Annotated in this window: 15 protein-coding genes; 8 read left to right on the top strand and 7 right to left on the bottom strand. The window is 64.5% G+C overall.

Going from position 1 to position 14,239, the window contains the following annotated elements; genetic code table 11:
- Window positions 1–92: 92 nt before the first annotated feature.
- The 6 genes from ACQ4WQ_RS25695 to ACQ4WQ_RS25670 form a co-directional block, all read right to left on the bottom strand.
- Complete coding sequence (locus ACQ4WQ_RS25695) at window positions 93–3,791, bottom strand: tubulin-like doman-containing protein (protein WP_436500950.1); 3,699 nt, start codon at window positions 3,789–3,791, stop codon at window positions 93–95.
- 36 nt (window positions 3,792–3,827) lie between these two features.
- Complete coding sequence (locus ACQ4WQ_RS25690; protein WP_326458233.1) at window positions 3,828–4,268, bottom strand: hypothetical protein; 441 nt, start codon at window positions 4,266–4,268, stop codon at window positions 3,828–3,830.
- 43 nt (window positions 4,269–4,311) lie between these two features.
- Window positions 4,312–5,781, bottom strand: a complete 1,470-nt coding sequence (locus tag ACQ4WQ_RS25685) for a hypothetical protein (RefSeq protein ID WP_436500948.1) — start codon at window positions 5,779–5,781, stop codon at window positions 4,312–4,314.
- Entirely contained in the window at window positions 5,778–7,274 is a 1,497-nt protein-coding gene (locus tag ACQ4WQ_RS25680; RefSeq protein ID WP_436500946.1) for a hypothetical protein, read from the bottom strand. The genes ACQ4WQ_RS25685 and ACQ4WQ_RS25680 overlap by 4 nt, the downstream gene beginning before the upstream one ends.
- Window positions 7,275–7,401: 127 nt before the next feature.
- Complete coding sequence (rfaE2, locus tag ACQ4WQ_RS25675) at window positions 7,402–7,884, bottom strand: D-glycero-beta-D-manno-heptose 1-phosphate adenylyltransferase (protein WP_326458230.1); 483 nt, start codon at window positions 7,882–7,884, stop codon at window positions 7,402–7,404.
- Window positions 7,885–7,917: 33 nt separating this feature from the next.
- Window positions 7,918–8,157 (bottom strand): DUF3717 domain-containing protein, encoded by a 240-nt coding sequence (locus ACQ4WQ_RS25670; protein ID WP_436500944.1) that lies wholly within the window; start codon window positions 8,155–8,157, stop codon window positions 7,918–7,920.
- Window positions 8,158–8,291: 134 nt separating this feature from the next.
- On the opposite strand from ACQ4WQ_RS25670, the gene ACQ4WQ_RS25665 reads away from it, so the two are divergent.
- The 8 genes from ACQ4WQ_RS25665 (at window position 8,292) to ACQ4WQ_RS25630 (ending at window position 13,402) form a co-directional block, all read left to right on the top strand.
- Window positions 8,292–9,230, top strand: coding sequence for a hydrogen peroxide-inducible genes activator (locus ACQ4WQ_RS25665; protein ID WP_326458228.1), 939 nt, complete (start codon window positions 8,292–8,294; stop codon window positions 9,228–9,230).
- A gap of 58 nt (window positions 9,231–9,288) precedes the next feature.
- A complete protein-coding gene (gene ubiA, locus ACQ4WQ_RS25660) occupies window positions 9,289–10,143 on the top strand; it encodes a 4-hydroxybenzoate octaprenyltransferase (RefSeq protein ID WP_326458227.1) in 855 nt (284 codons plus the stop codon).
- A 108-nt stretch (window positions 10,144–10,251) separates the two neighbouring features.
- On the top strand, window positions 10,252–10,608 hold the full coding sequence (locus ACQ4WQ_RS25655) for an ElaB/YgaM/YqjD family protein (RefSeq protein WP_070222586.1): 357 nt from the start codon (window positions 10,252–10,254) through the stop codon (window positions 10,606–10,608).
- 55 nt (window positions 10,609–10,663) lie between these two features.
- Window positions 10,664–11,041, top strand: a complete 378-nt coding sequence (locus tag ACQ4WQ_RS25650) for a phage holin family protein (RefSeq protein ID WP_083293621.1) — start codon at window positions 10,664–10,666, stop codon at window positions 11,039–11,041.
- The gene (locus ACQ4WQ_RS25645; protein WP_326458225.1) at window positions 11,038–11,385 is read left to right on the top strand and encodes a hypothetical protein; all 348 of its coding nucleotides are present in this window, start codon (window positions 11,038–11,040) and stop codon (window positions 11,383–11,385) included. The genes ACQ4WQ_RS25650 and ACQ4WQ_RS25645 overlap by 4 nt, the downstream gene beginning before the upstream one ends.
- Before the next feature lie 89 nt (window positions 11,386–11,474).
- Complete coding sequence (locus tag ACQ4WQ_RS25640) at window positions 11,475–12,032, top strand: DUF3455 domain-containing protein (RefSeq protein WP_326458224.1); 558 nt, start codon at window positions 11,475–11,477, stop codon at window positions 12,030–12,032.
- Window positions 12,033–12,122: 90 nt separating this feature from the next.
- Entirely contained in the window at window positions 12,123–12,689 is a 567-nt protein-coding gene (locus ACQ4WQ_RS25635) for a sigma-70 family RNA polymerase sigma factor (RefSeq protein WP_436500940.1), read from the top strand.
- Entirely contained in the window at window positions 12,686–13,402 is a 717-nt protein-coding gene (locus tag ACQ4WQ_RS25630) for an anti-sigma factor (RefSeq protein ID WP_436500938.1), read from the top strand. Before ACQ4WQ_RS25635 ends, ACQ4WQ_RS25630 begins: the two co-directional genes overlap by 4 nt.
- Here ACQ4WQ_RS25630 and proC read toward each other — a convergent pair whose 3' ends face one another.
- Entirely contained in the window at window positions 13,403–14,233 is an 831-nt protein-coding gene (proC, locus tag ACQ4WQ_RS25625) for a pyrroline-5-carboxylate reductase (protein WP_436500936.1), read from the bottom strand.
- Window positions 14,234–14,239: the final 6 nt, after the last annotated feature.

The following is a 14,239-nucleotide window of genomic DNA, read 5'->3' as shown; positions in this document are numbered from 1 at the left end:
TACGGGCAATGGCTAACAACGGTCCACAGGCCCGTCTTGCATTTGTTGCAGATATCCAAAACTAATCCTTCATTCCAACGTCATTCCAGCGTTCACAAAGGCGGCGGCATCAACGGTGGCGGCGCACTGAGGAACAAGGGCGCCAGCTCGGGGAACTGGGCCAGCTCGGCCCAGGCCGGCAAGCCGGCGCGCCACACCTTGGTGGTGCCGGGTGCGACCTGCCCTGCCTGGACGTACTGCACGATCTGCTGGGCCGTGAACGGTCCCTGCTGCTGGCCGTTTATGCCCAGGAAATACTGGTATTCCACCAGGGGCGGCGGCATGCCGCCCAGCGGTGGCGGCGCCATGCCGAAGGCCGGCGCCACGCCAGCCGCCGGCGTGCTGGCCGGGCGCAGCAATTGCTCGAGCCGCCCCGCTTCCAGCATTTCCCCCTTGATCGTATATTTCAGCCGGGGCTGGCCGTCCGCTTCCGGCTCGCGCACTTCCCAGTCGTAGGCATCGCTGTCGGAGTCGCCGATGACGTTCGCCCACTCCTTCAGGCGGCCCAGCAAGGCTTGCACCGTGCGGTCGAGCTCATCGCTGGCCATGCCCTTGCGGCGCGCCGATTCGCGCAACCGCGCGCCCACTTCGGCCGAAATGGCGCTGCCAAAGCCGACGTAGGGCAGCTGCGAGCCATCGGCCTGCGCCACCAGCTTGGGCGCATACACGGTGCGTTCATAGTATTTTGCCAGCGCCGCCAGCGCCGCCGTCTGCACGGCGTCAAGCGCCGTCAATTTTTCTTCGATGCGCAGCGCGATATTTTTCTCGTACGAAGCAGGCATGCCGTTCTGGCGGATGGCCCGCTCATTGCCGATGCGACGCAAGTCGCCCGGTTCGACGGCAAACTGGTACTGGCCAGGCGGTACGACCCTGCCCGTATGGCGCGTCAGCACGCCCAGCATGATCGCTTGCAGGAACTCGCCGAAATCCTCGGCCAGGCGCTTCATCTCGTCCGTGTTCGGCGCGATCGGGTGCGTGAATTGCGTCGGATCGATATGCGTGTGCGTCGGCGCCTTGTCGTTGTCGCCTTCCTTGCGGTAGCTGGTGCGCCAGCCTTCGAGGCCCCGCAGCACCGTCATCGGCACGCCCGCCAGCTCGCAATAGCAGACGGCGCGCCCGCGGATGCCCGTCTCGACGATTTCCAGCTGGCTCACCGTGATGCCCACCTGGGTCGGCACGCACGATTCGAGCTCGGCGCCGAACTTCGCCTTGAAGGCGGCCGCGTTGGCCACGCCGATCACGCACTTGAACTGGTCCGACACGACCGTGAAGTCGCCCGCCATATTGGCGTCGATCCACGGCATGGAGCAGGCCAGCAGCTTGCGGAAGCGGTCCAGGCGTTCGGACACGTCCATCTGTTCCAGCGCTTCGAACAGCGGGTCGGGCGTGCTCGTCGCCCCTTCCGCCAGGCCCGCCGTGGCGATCATGTTCTCGGCCATGCGCGTGACCTTGGCCAGGATCAAACCCCGTTGCGCCGGTTCGCCCAGCATGGGGAACAGCGCTTTCGAGCCGCCCATGTCCTTGAACGCTTCATCGGCCCACTGGCGCAAGGTGGCCGCCGACGGCAGCGCGATGTCTTTTTCAGTGACGGGAATGACGATCAGGGTCGCGTGTTCCTTGTCCAGGTCCTTTTGCAAGATGGTATTGGCCGTTTTCAATTCCGCCAGCATGGCCAGCACGCCTTCGCGGCCCGTTTGCAGTTCGCCCACCAGGCCATTCCACTGCGCGCGGCCCTGCGCATCGACGCCGATCCGGTTGCCCAGCCAGCGCGACAGGTCGCCCAGCAGGATGACGGATTCGTCCGCCGCCTTGGCCCGCAGATGGAATTTCAGCGCATTCGCCATTTCCGTGCGCAGATGGTCCATCACCACGCCCGCCTGCTTTTCGCCATTGCTGAGGAAACCGAATGTGCTGCGCGTCTGTTCCAGGTTGTTCAGCAGCCGCTCGTATTCGCGCGAGCGCACGGCTTCCTTGATTTCGCGGTAACGCTCGGCATTCGCGCCGATCTGCGCTGTCAAGCCGCTGCCCGGCGCCTCGATGCGGTCCTTGATCTGTTCCACCAGCGACAGCACGTATTCCAGGCCGCCGAATTCTTTATTATCAAGATAGCCGTACAGCTGGTCGCGCACGACTTTCTTGACGTCGTCGAGCACTTCACGGCGGCGCTTGCTGATGCGGTCTTCCGTCGTGTCGGCCGTGGAATCCTGGTCGCGCACGGCGTCGCGCTCCAGGTGCTTCATGGCGTCGCGCACCTGCGCCGGCCATTCGCTGCGGTCGAACCCCGTGCGGATATCGTTGATGCGCGTGTTGACGCGGTTTTCCACGCCGGCCAGCAGGTGGCCGTGGCGGTCTTCCAGCAATTCGTCGACGACGCGGAAATCGATGAAGTCGCCGCTGGAGCGCTTCAGTTCGATGCTCTTGTCGGAAAACTCGGGGAAATCGCTGAAGGGCGTGCCCTTCAGGAACATATTAGCGGCGAGGAAATTATCGCGCTGCGTATCCGTGGCGCGGTTGGCGCCCGCATCCGTGCCGCCCACGCCGAAGAACGCCTGCAGCATGGCGCCGGCCCAGCGGTGGGCCCGCTCGTCGCGCGCCGCTTCCTGGCGCGTATCGAGCACGGCCATGCCGAACGAGGAAAAGCGCTTCGAGAAATACAGGCGCATGTCGCCGAAGCGGTCTTGCGGCACGGGCGCGTTGTACAGCGAGTTCTTGTGCTGCGCCTGGTTGACGGCGATCGAGCGCTTGGCGCGGGCGAAGTCGGCCGAGGCGAAATCCTCGAACAGCGAATCGGCCACCATGTGGTAGACGTCGCTGACATCCTTGGTGTGCTGCTGGGCCAGGTTGCCCGAATCGATCAGGTAGACCTCGCTGTACGGCTCGCGCGTCAGTTCCGGACGGTCATACGCATCCCAGCGGCCCACATAACCCTTGTTGCCCATCATGGCCGATTCCAGCTCCATCAGCGCCGCATAACCGTTGGCCTCGACCCGGTCCTTGTTGGCCTTGGTGTAGCCGGTCGGCAAGAACAGCATCAGCTCGACGTCGGCCGCGCCCACTTCGCTGCGCGCCAGCCAGCGCGCCAGCAAGCCCATGTCGAGGAAGGAACCGGAACCCGTGCCGCCCGCCACGGAACCGACGATGACGATGCGGAAACGGTTCGTTTCCATGCGCAAACCCAGTTCGGCCAGCTGGCGCTCGTGCGACAGGCCCGCCTTCAATGCTTTCAATTTCAAGCGGATCTTGTCGCGGATCTTCGCGTACTTGTCGAAGAAATACAGGCGCGACACGGCGCGGATCTGCCCGGCGCCGCTGCTCATGTCGAAACGCAGTTCGCGGATGCGCTGCGGCGTCAGCGGCAGCCATTCCTTGATGTGCGGATATTTCTCCAGGGAATCTTCATCGCGGCTGTACTTGTCCATGTCGAACGATTCGACCACCTTGTCGTCATCCGTGAACTTCACCTGGTCGAACTGCAAGTCCTTCGCCTGCGACTCGCCGCTTTCGATCACGGCGCCATTGTCCAGGTCGAAATGGATGAATTGCGCGATGGGAAAGTCGGCCAGGCCCTCGATGCGCGTGCGGTTGCCCGCGCCGCCCCACAGCGTGTTGAGGATGCGCCGGCGCACGCGCATCAGCACCTGCATGCCCGTGCCGCCGATGCCGATGAACAGGGTCGGGCGCAGTTCGATGATCTTGTCCTGCTTGCGCTCGCTGGCGCCGCCGGTGATGGTTTGGTTCAGGTTCTCTGCCATGGTGATTCCTTCGATGATGCGTGCAACGGCGTATTCTTAGCGGCGGCTGGAAGTAAAGGTCAACAGTAAAGCGACCAGGCCCACCAGCACCAGCGGTCCCATGAACAATGGCGCGAGGAATTTATGCGCATTCACGGCCGCCAGCACGACGCCGGTCGCCAGGCTGGCCAGGAAAATGAACAGCCACCAGCCCGAGGCATTGGCCTTGTTCGGCGGCACGCGCTTGGCTACCAGGCCATTCGCATACGCATTCTTGGCAAAGAAAAAGGCGATGAACAGCAGCAACAGCACGACGCCGCCGATCAGGGTGTCGCGCGACGAGGTGTCGGTCGTGCTGGCAGGGTCCAACGCGGGCACAGCTTCGGTCGTTGCGGTAGTGGCCGATGCCGGTGTGCCCGCTGCATCGGCTGCCGGCGGCGCGGATGCGGGGGCCGGCAGGGTAAAACCGCTGTTGTCTTTGGGAGTCTCTTGCGCCATGGTATGCCTCAGTTGAATAGAAGGTTTTTTAAAGAATGGTTGCTCAGGCCAGGCTCAGGGTATGGCCTTCGGCCACACGCACGACGGCCGGCTTGCCCAAGCCACGCTTGAGTTCGCCAATATCGCGGCCGTCATCGTCGCGGATCTGCACGCTCTTGAACGGTTTGAGCAGTACTTGCCGCTGCACGCCGTCGGCCATCACCTTGTAGCGCGTGGCGCGCGTGCCAAGCAAACCCAGCGCCAGCAAGCCCAGCACGAGCGCAAGCACGCCGCCGAGGATCACCAGCACGGGCAGCAGCGGATACTGTATGCGCACCAGCAACGGGATCGTCGCCTGCGACGCACGCACGCTGTCGGGCGGCGTGAACATGCCAGAGATCGGGTCGCCGGGGAACAGTTCCTGCAAGTCCTTGCCGAAGCTGGACGCCAGCGCCAGCCGCTGTTCCGACAGGCCCACCTGCGCCTGCATCGGCAGCATCACCTGCTTGCCCATGGCGGCCATCGCCTGCGCCGACCACGGCGACGGAATCTGCGCCATCGGCAACGCGAACTGTACCTGCACGGACTGGCTGGCGCCCGGCTGCAATTGGCGGATTTGATCTGGCGCAACGTGCAGCGGCGCGTTCTGGCCCGCCAGGCTGGCGTGCACCTTGGCGCTGTCGATCACGTACGGGAAAAACATGTTTTGCAAGGACGCCTGCAGCACCACTTGCGGCACCAGGTTCGCCGCATCGACGTCGAGCACGATGGTGCGCCCGTCGCGGCCCAGGCTGGCGTGCACATTGGCGCTGTTCTTGACGGACTGGGGCACGATGCGCACGGCATCCTGGTCCACCGGTTTCAAGCGCGCGGGCGGGCGCGTCAGCACTTGCGACAGCCGGCCCTCGGCCAGGATGCGGGTCAAAGCCTCGGACGCGGGCTGGCCATACGCGAGCGCATACACCATCAAGCCCTTGGCGCCGTACAGCTTGCCCTGCACGGGCATGCGCAGCGGAAACACCACCGTCTTGGTGATCGACGGTTCCAAGTGCAGCAAGCGGTAAAAATCGCGGTTGCGCTCGGCCGTCTGGCTGTCGTTGTTCGGGCTGTTCTTGTTATTGGTAAAAATCCACACGATGCCGGACGCGGACTGGAACGGGCCCGTGATGGTCTTGGTCACGGCTTCCTGGAAATCCGTGTCGGCCAGCGCGCCGCCGGCGCTCTTGCGCGCCAGACCCAAGTTCGCCAGCTGGCCCGCCACGGCGGCGCCGCCCTGCCCTTGCCCGATCAGCGCGGGCGACACATTGCTGCCGCTGCTCTGGCTGAAGGCCAGGGTGTAGACCTTGTCGGACGGGCTCGTGGCGGCCTGCGCCACGGCGCCCACCAGGGCTTTCAGCTGCGAATGCTCATCCGTGTAAAACGGCTCCATCCAGCCCGAGTTTTGCACGAGAAAGGCTTGCTGGATGCCGGCCGCGTGCGCGGCGGCGGCGCTGAAAAACGCGGCGCAAGCCACGGTCAGTAAGCGCGCCTTCATGCCTGCAAGGCCCAGCCATCGATGCGCGACAGCAGCGGGTGGTAGGCCCACAGCATGCCTTCATGGACAAGCAGGCGTACGCGCCACGGCTCGCTGACGGCAAAGGTGTGGAACACGGTTTCGCGCAACTCGTCGTCCTGCACCAGCTGGGCCGCCAGGCGCTCATTCGAGCGCAACACGCTCGACAAGCCGGCGCTGGTGGCAAACTTCACGCCGAACACGCTGTTGCCAGCGCCGGATTCCAGCAGCGGCATGACGGCCTGGTTCTTGCCGCCATCGTCGCCGTGTTCCGGCTCTTCCCACGGCGCCGTTTTCAGCTTGGCGGCGAAGCGGTAATTGAAGCTGCCCGAACACAGGCGCGGCGCCAGCGCGTCGGCCCGCTCGGACTGCACGCCCAGTTTCACGTAGACATAGGTGCCGCGGCTACGCTCGAAGCACAGCTGCCACAGGCCGCCGTCGCGCGACACGTAGGGGCTGCCGAATTCGAAATGCGGCACCAGCCCTTCGGGCCAGGGCGTAAACGAAGCGGCCACGTTGCCGTCCGGCTGCAGCTGCAGGCGCAGCTGGCCGTTGGCGCAAGGCCACACAGCCATGCGGTTGTAGGCCACGGGCGCGCTGACGGCGCCCAGGTCAAACAGGCCGTCGAGCAGCACGTCGCTGCCCGGCTTTTGCGCGGCATCCAGGTTGACGAAGCGGATGCGGCCATCATCGTCGCGCAGCGGCGCCCACAGGCGGTTCTGGAACCAGACGGGCGCGGCCACGCACGGCGCGCCGCCCACGTGCTCGACGACGTAGCTCAGCGAAGGCACGTCGGGACGGATGCAGGCCAGGCCATGGCTGGTCGGCAAGGCCAGCACGCTATTGAACTCCGGCACCAGCTCGGCGCGCCAGGCGCCGTGGGCCAGGTCCGATTCGGCCAGCAAGCCGCCATGGTCGGGGTCCAGCGCCAGCCAGCGTTTCGAGGCGGGCAGCCAGGCGTGCAGGACGGCCTTGCGCGGATCGAGCGCCAGCAGCGCGGGCGCGCTGGTGCCGAACCGGGCGGAAAAGAATTCGTATTCGCCCGGCGGCGGCATGGGCAGCGAGTCATCGGCCAGCGCATGCTCGTCGCGCGCGCGCTGGTCGGCCAGCTTCAGGGGCACGCTGGCCTGGCGCAAGCCTGCCGGGCCGGCCGGCGGCACGTCGCTGACGGGATAGGCGCCGAAAGGAGGCACCCAAGGCGCCACTCCGGACGGCGTGGCTGCCGCCTCGGGCGGCACTTGCAAGGCCGTGCCCGAGGCGGGGTCGAACGCAAATTCGGGCGGAAACTGCCGCACGGGCGCGCCGGCCGCCGCGGGCAGGCGCCGCGCGAGCATCAGCTTGCCGATATCGGCCTGGCTCACCAAGGGCGAGACGTTCTGGCCGTCCGCGCTGCGCTGCATGGTCCACGCGCCCGCGTCATCGACGTACCAGACGCCGGAGGGCAGCGGCCAATCCCCAGAAGTTTTATGATCCATGTATTTTCTATGACAAGCAATGCATATCAGACGGTGTAACGTGCTGGGGCTGTCGAAACGAAGTCGCAGCCCTGGCAGTTCTCATAGTAACGTCTTTTTATCTGTATGGAAACATTGACGGCGGTCCTCAGCTCTGCTGCGTCCGCACTTTCGTCAACAGCTTGGTGGTCGAGCGGTCGTGGGCGAAATCGATGGCCACGGCCTGGCCGCCATACGCCAGCACGGCGCGCCCTTCGGGGATGGCCGCCATGTCGTAGTCGCCGCCCTTGGCATAGATTTCCGGTTCGACCTCCTGCACCACTTCCAGGGCGCTGTCTTCCGAGAACGGCACGACCAGGCTCACCGCCTCCAGCGCGGCCAGCACGGCCATGCGGTCTTCGCAGCTGTTCAACGGACGGTCGTCGCCCTTGCCCAGACGTTTCACTGAAGCATCAGTATTCACGGCAACGATCAGCGAGGCGCCCAGCGCGCGCGCTTGCGCCAAATACGTCACGTGGCCGCGGTGCAAAATGTCGAACACGCCGTTCGTCACCACCACCGGTTTCGGCAGGGCTGCGGCGCGCGCGCGCAGTTCGTCACGGCCACACAGTTTGTTTTCAAATTCAGGCATGGATATCTCTTGTTGGGTTAAATACGGTCACGCTCAGGCGTGGCTATCGCCTTGGATGCCACCGGCATCCCGGCGCCAGGCATCGATCAAGGCCACAATAGCCGGTTCCAGGCCCTCTTCTGCGATGCGATCTTGTCGGTAATAAATCATCAGCGCATACACGCCGGCCAGGCGGCTGACAGGTGGCGACAGCGCATATTCATTGCCGCACGCCGGTTGCCTGGCACGCCAGTAATTGATCGCCGCTTCCAGCGACTGTATGTGCACATCCATCGCCCTCTCCCTCCACCGCCCGCTCCCGCATTATAGGGGGCGATCCGCTACAATACGCCATCGGCGCCACAGTTTCATGTTTGCGCCACCTTTCATTCATTGCAAGTAAGTACTTCCTGTGTTTCAATCAACCTATGACACTGACTGAACTGAAATATATCGTTGCAGTCGCGCGAGCGAAGCACTTCGGCCACGCCGCCGAAGCCTGTTTTGTTGCCCAGCCCACCCTGTCAGTGGCCATCAAGAAACTCGAAGACGAATTGGGCGTGGTCCTGTTCGAACGGGGCGGCGCGGAAATTTCCGTCACGCCCCTGGGCGCGCAGATCATCGCGCAAGCCGAGCGCGTGCTGGAACAGACGGCCGCCATCAAGGAACTCGCCAAGCAGAACAAGGACCCGCTGGCCGGCCCCCTGCGCCTGGGCGTGATCTATACGATCGGCCCCTACCTGCTGCCGCCGCTGGTCAAGGCCATGATAGACCAGGTACCGCAGATGCCTTTGATTTTGCAGGAAAATTTCACGGTTCGCCTGCTCGAATTGCTGCGCCAGGGCGAACTGGACGTGGCCATCATGGCGCTGCCCCTGCCCGAGCACGGCATGGCCATGCAGGAACTGTATGACGAACCGTTCGTCGTCGCCATGCCGCGCCAGCATCCGTGGACGGCGCGCGAAAAAATCGCCGCGCAGGATTTGAAATCGGAAACCATGCTGCTCCTGGGCAATGGCCACTGCTTCCGCGACCAGGTGCTGGAAGTGTGCCCCGAAATGGCGCGCTTTTCCTCGCCCGGCAACGGCATGCAGCGCACGTTTGAAGGTTCCTCACTGGAAACCATCCGCCACATGGTGGCCAGCGGCATCGGCCTGACGGTCTTGCCGCGCGCCTCCGTCGCCAATATGCACGCCACCGACGGCATGCTCGAATACCGGCCCTTCGCCGCCCCCGTGCCATCGCGCCGGGTAGTGATGCTGTGGCGTAAGAGTTTTACGCGCAAGGCCGCCATCGACGCCCTGTGCGCGGCCATCGCCAGTTGCAACTTGCCTGGCATCACCCCCTTGTGCGAAGACGACGAATAGTACATTTACATACTATTTGCGATAATCGACCTTTCTATTCAACAAGATCGAGTCTTCCATGAACAAGCTGGCGCTGTATTTCCGCCTGATACGGCTGGACAAGCCTATCGGTACCGTATTGCTGCTGTGGCCTACCCTGTGCGCGCTGTGGCTGGCGCAGCAGGGCGTGCCGGACTGGCGGCTGCTGCTCATCTTCACTCTCGGCACTTTCCTGATGCGCTCGGCAGGCTGCGCCATCAACGACTACGCCGACCAAGATATCGACAAATTCGTCAAGCGCACGGCGGACCGTCCCATCACCAGCGGACGCATCAGCGGCAAGGAAGCGCTGGCCGTGGCCGGCGTACTGACCGTGCTGGCCTTTTGCCTGATCCTGCCCTTGAATGCGCTGACCAAGCAACTGTCGGTGGCCGCCGTCATCATCGCCGGCACCTATCCCTACTTCAAGCGCTTCTTTGCGATTCCGCAAGCGTATCTGGGCATCGCCTTCGGCTTCGGCATTCCCATGGGCTTTGCCGCCATCACGGATGCCGTGCCCGTCGTCGCCTGGCTGCTGCTGCTGGGAAATGTCTTCTGGGCCGTGGCCTACGACACGGAATACGCGATGGTCGACCGCGACGACGATTTGAAGATCGGCATCAAGACCTCGGCCATCACCTTCGGCCGCTACGACGTGGCCATCGTCATGCTGTGCTATGCCGTTTTCCTGCTGCTGTGGCTGGCATGCGGCTGGTACCTGGGCTTGCGTTACTGGTTCGTCGCGGGCTTGCTGGTGGCGGCCGGCTGCGCCGTTTACCACTACACCTTGATCCGCGCACGCGAGCGTATGCCGTGTTTTGCGGCATTCCGGCATAATAACTGGCTAGGAGCAGCGGTGTTTGCGGGCGTGGTACTGGACATTGCTTTCCGTTAAGCAATGATCCTTGCGCCGCGGCAGCCCTTGAGGCGGCGCAAGACAGGCCTGGCCGCAGCTGCCTACACTGGTATTTCACTGTGCAGTTTCACTTCCATGAGGTAATACATGAACTCGATACATACCGGAAAATCCAGCAGCGACAGCATCCTCGCCGACGCCGACAAGGCCCGCGACAAACTGGTCGGCGACCTGAAAACCGTCATCAACGAAGCGGAAGGCTGGCTCGATGGCGCCAAGGATCAGACGGGCGAGAATGTCAAAGCCGTCAAGGACAAGTTCATCGCCACCCTGGAAACGGCCAAGAAAGATTTGATCAAGCTGGAAGAAGACTTGCTCGAACGTACCAAGAAGGCGGCCAAGGCCACCGACGAATACGTGCAGGACAATCCATGGAAAGCTGTCGGTGCGGGCGCCGTCGTGGGCGTGCTGTTCGGCCTGCTGCTCTCCTCGTCACGCCGCTAGCAGTACCGGCGGCGCTGGCCGCCTCCCCTGACGCGAAAGGCAGCATATGGCTATCATGCAGCATGTCGCCCAAGTCGCAGCGACCCTCGCCGCCATCGTCCAGACCCGTCTGGCCCTGGCGGCCGTGGAAATGGAAGAAGAGTCGCTGCGCTTCCTGTCCTATCTGGCGCTGGCCATGCTGGCGCTGCTGTGCCTGTTCGTCGGCCTGGTCTTGATCGTGTTCCTCGTCATCGTGCTGTTCTGGGATACGCACCGCATCGCCGCCATCGCCATCACGGCCGCCGTCTTCATCGTCGCCGCCGTCGCCACCCTGTTGGGCGTGCGCGCCAGTTTCCGCAGCAAGCCGAAACTGCTGTCCTTCACACTTTCCGAACTGAACAAAGACCTGGACGAGCTGCAACTGCTGGCGCGCCGGGGATCGGAGCGGCCATGACCACGCATCCCACCAAACTGTCGCATGTGCACACGGCCGCCAGCCTGGCGCAGCGGCGCGACGCGCTGCTGGCCGAATGCGCGCTGCAGCGCCTGGCCTTGGGCGTGCAGACGCGCCAACTGCTGGAACCTTTAACGGGCGGCAATCTGCGCCACACCCTGGCCACGCGTTTTAAAATTCCCCTGATGGTGGGCGGCGCCGTGCTGGGCCTGGTACTGGTGCGACCGCGCCGCTTCCTGCCGCTGCTGCGGGCCAGCGGCGCGCTGCTCAAGCACGCCACCACCGCCATGCCCGTCGTGCTGGCGCTGGCGCAGCGCTTCAGCAAAAAAGAAACGCCACCATAAAATATTTTTGCCTGGCTGCATCCAAATGGCAGGCCCCTGCGTAGTAATGGTATCAACCAGCCGGTTGAGCCAACTACCAGGAGCTTGCCATGCATGCCACCATCGCCCCACGCCATACCGCCCCCTCGCTCACCGTCCTGTGCGCCGCCTTGCTCGTGGCTGCCTGCGCACCGATGAGCGCGCGCTACTCGCAGGAACAATTGCCGAACGCCGTCAAGGTGCCCGATGGCCATCAGGTGGCCATGCAGACGGTGGGCGTGGGCAAGATCGCCTACGAATGCCGGGCGAAGAAAGACATGACGGGGCATGAATGGGTCTTCGTGGGACCGGACGCGGCCCTGAACGACCGCAGCGGCATGCAAGTGGGCACGTATGTGGGACCGCCCGCCACCTGGGCCAACCTGGACGGCTCGAAAGTGACGGCGACGCAAGTGGCCGTGGCACCGGCCGGCGCGGGCAATATCCCGTATCAGCTGGTGAAAGCCAATCCGGCCACGGGCAGCGGCGCCATGCAGGGCGTCAGCTACATCCAGCGCGTGGCCACCCGCGGCGGCGTGGCGCCAAGCAGCCCCTGCGGCATGGAGTCCGTCGGCGCCAAACAATGGGTGCCCTACCAGGCCGACTACATTTTTTGGAAATCGGCATAAATCCTTTCAAGCGACGGTTGGCAAGCGGGTTTCTGACCTATACTCGGCCTTGAAAACTTGCTAACCGTTCACTCAACGATTGCGCCGACCTTGCCAGCCCAAGCCGCCCCTTACGATTACGATGCCGCCCTGCGCGCCTGCGCCAGGGGCGAGCAGCAGGCATTGCACGGCCTGTACCAGCAGGAAGCACGCTACCTGCTGGGCGTGGCCCTGCGCATCGTGCGCCAGCGGGCGCTGGCCGAAGACGTGCTGCACGACGCCTTCCTGAATATCTGGCGCCGCGCCGGCAGCTTCGACGCCACGCGCGGCAGCGGCAAGGGCTGGATCTATGTGGTGGTGCGGCACCAGGCGCTGAACGTGGCGCGCGCCCGCGCCCATGAAGTATCGGCCGACGAGGATACCGTGGAAACCCTGCTGCATGAACGCGAAGGCAACGATGCCGACGCCACCTTAGACGCCTACGCCCTGCAGGCGAACATGGGCAAGCTGCACGATTGCCTGGGACACCTGGACGAACCAAAGCGCAACAGCATCCTGTACGCCTACGTCGATGGCTGTTCCCATAGCGAGATCGCGCAGCGCCTGCAAGCGCCGCTGGGAACCGTCAAGGCCTGGGTCAAGCGGGGCTTGGCCGCCTTGCGGGAGTGCATGGGATGATCACCAGCGACGAGGAATTGCAAAGGCTGGCCGGCGAATACGTGCTGGGTACTTTGGCGCTGGCCGAGCGCGTCGAGGTGGAACAGCGTTTGCCACTTGACGCCGCCTTGCGCGACGCCGTGGCTGCCTGGGAACGGCGTCTGCTGCCCTTGACGACTTTGGCGCCGCCCGAAACGCCCTCGGCGCAACTGTGGCCGCGCATCAGCGCCAGCCTGTTCATGCCGAAAACCGTGCAGCGGGCGGGCGGCTGGCAAGCGTGGTGGAACAGCCTGGCCTTCTGGAGAATACTGGCCGGCGGCGGCTTGCTGGCCACGGCCGTGCTGGCCGTGCTGGTGACCGTGCAGCTGCAGGCGCCAGCCGGGCCCGGCTACCTGGTGGTGCTGGTGGCGCCGCAGGATAAATCGCCGGGCTGGATCGTGCAGGCGGGCGGACGCGGCGGCAAGGACCGCGACCTGAGCCTGATCCCGCTGGGCCCGACTAGCGTGCCGCAGCAGAAAGCGCTGCAATTCTGGACCAAGGGCAAGGACTGGGGCGCGCCCGTCTCGCTGGGCCTCGTCAAGCCGGGGCAAAGCCTCAAGTTGACCCTGGATAAGCTGCCGCCGCTGCAGCCGGAGCAATTGTTTGAAATCACCTTGGAGCCGGCGACGGGCTCGCCCACGGGCAGGCCGACGGGGCCGGTGCTCTACATCGGCCGCGCCGTCAGGGTCATCTGATTATTTACCCAGCTCGTCCCCCATCTCGCGCCCGCGCTGCGCGGCCGCCTTGATGCCCTTGACGATGGCAGCCTTCACGCCGCTCTCTTCCATGCTGGTCAAGGCCGCATAGGTCGTGCCGCCCTTCGACGTGACCCGCTCGCGCAGCAAGGACACGGGTTCGCTGGAGTTCGCCGCCAGTTGCGCCGCGCCCGTAAACGTGGCAATGGCCAGCTGCGTGCCCTGCTCGGGCGTCAGGCCCAGTTCGGCAGCGGCCTGCTGCATCGCCTCGATAAAGTAAAACACATAGGCGGGACCGCTGCCGGACACGGCCGTCACGGGGTCGATCTTGGCCTCGTCAGCTAGCCAGACGGTCTGGCCGACGGCGCGCAGGATGGCGTCCGCCGTCTTTTTCTGTTCGCCGCTCACGCCGCTGCTGGCCACCATGCCCGTGATGCCCATGCCGATCAGGGCCGGCGTGTTCGGCATGCAGCGCACGATGGCGGAATAATCGCCGAGCCAGCGCGACAGGTCGGCCGCGCGGATGCCGGCCGCGATCGACAGGATCAATGGCGCCCGCTCCCCGCCGAGGAAGGGCAGCAGCTGCGCCGCCACTTCGCGCATGCTTTGCGGCTTGACGGCCAGCACGATCACGTCCACGCCGCGCAGCGCGTCACTGGCGGACGTTGCCGTCGTGACGCCGAATTGCGCCTGCAGTTTTTCCAGCGCGGGCGCGTGCGGGTCGATCACGTGGATATTGCCGCCCAGGGTCAGCTTGCCCGCCAGGCCGGCGATCAGGGCGGCGGCCATGTTGCCGCCGCCTACAAAGGCGATATTCAATTCTGTCGTCATGCTTGT

The organism is Janthinobacterium goodfellowi (genome assembly GCF_051380695.1).
Classification (GTDB): Bacteria; Pseudomonadota; Gammaproteobacteria; order Burkholderiales; family Burkholderiaceae_D; genus Janthinobacterium.
This window is presented reverse-complemented; position numbering and strand designations above follow the sequence as displayed.

Bases quoted from the DNA above. Each gene is read 5' to 3' on its own strand.
- ACQ4WQ_RS25695 (WP_436500950.1), bottom strand. From the start codon at position 3,791: ATGGCAGAGAACCTGAACCAAACCATCACCGGCGGCGCCAGCGAGCGC.
- ACQ4WQ_RS25690 (WP_326458233.1), bottom strand. From the start codon at position 4,268: ATGGCGCAAGAGACTCCCAAAGACAACAGCGGTTTTACCCTGCCGGCC.
- ACQ4WQ_RS25685 (WP_436500948.1), bottom strand. From the start codon at position 5,781: ATGAAGGCGCGCTTACTGACCGTGGCTTGCGCCGCGTTTTTCAGCGCC.
- ACQ4WQ_RS25680 (WP_436500946.1), bottom strand. From the start codon at position 7,274: ATGGATCATAAAACTTCTGGGGATTGGCCGCTGCCCTCCGGCGTCTGG.
- rfaE2 (WP_326458230.1), bottom strand. From the start codon at position 7,884: ATGCCTGAATTTGAAAACAAACTGTGTGGCCGTGACGAACTGCGCGCG.
- ACQ4WQ_RS25670 (WP_436500944.1), bottom strand. From the start codon at position 8,157: ATGGATGTGCACATACAGTCGCTGGAAGCGGCGATCAATTACTGGCGT.
- ACQ4WQ_RS25665 (WP_326458228.1), top strand. From the start codon at position 8,292: ATGACACTGACTGAACTGAAATATATCGTTGCAGTCGCGCGAGCGAAG.
- ubiA (WP_326458227.1), top strand. From the start codon at position 9,289: ATGAACAAGCTGGCGCTGTATTTCCGCCTGATACGGCTGGACAAGCCT.
- ACQ4WQ_RS25655 (WP_070222586.1), top strand. From the start codon at position 10,252: ATGAACTCGATACATACCGGAAAATCCAGCAGCGACAGCATCCTCGCC.
- ACQ4WQ_RS25650 (WP_083293621.1), top strand. From the start codon at position 10,664: ATGCAGCATGTCGCCCAAGTCGCAGCGACCCTCGCCGCCATCGTCCAG.
- ACQ4WQ_RS25645 (WP_326458225.1), top strand. From the start codon at position 11,038: ATGACCACGCATCCCACCAAACTGTCGCATGTGCACACGGCCGCCAGC.
- ACQ4WQ_RS25640 (WP_326458224.1), top strand. From the start codon at position 11,475: ATGCATGCCACCATCGCCCCACGCCATACCGCCCCCTCGCTCACCGTC.
- ACQ4WQ_RS25630 (WP_436500938.1), top strand. From the start codon at position 12,686: ATGATCACCAGCGACGAGGAATTGCAAAGGCTGGCCGGCGAATACGTG.
- proC (WP_436500936.1), bottom strand. From the start codon at position 14,233: ATGACGACAGAATTGAATATCGCCTTTGTAGGCGGCGGCAACATGGCC.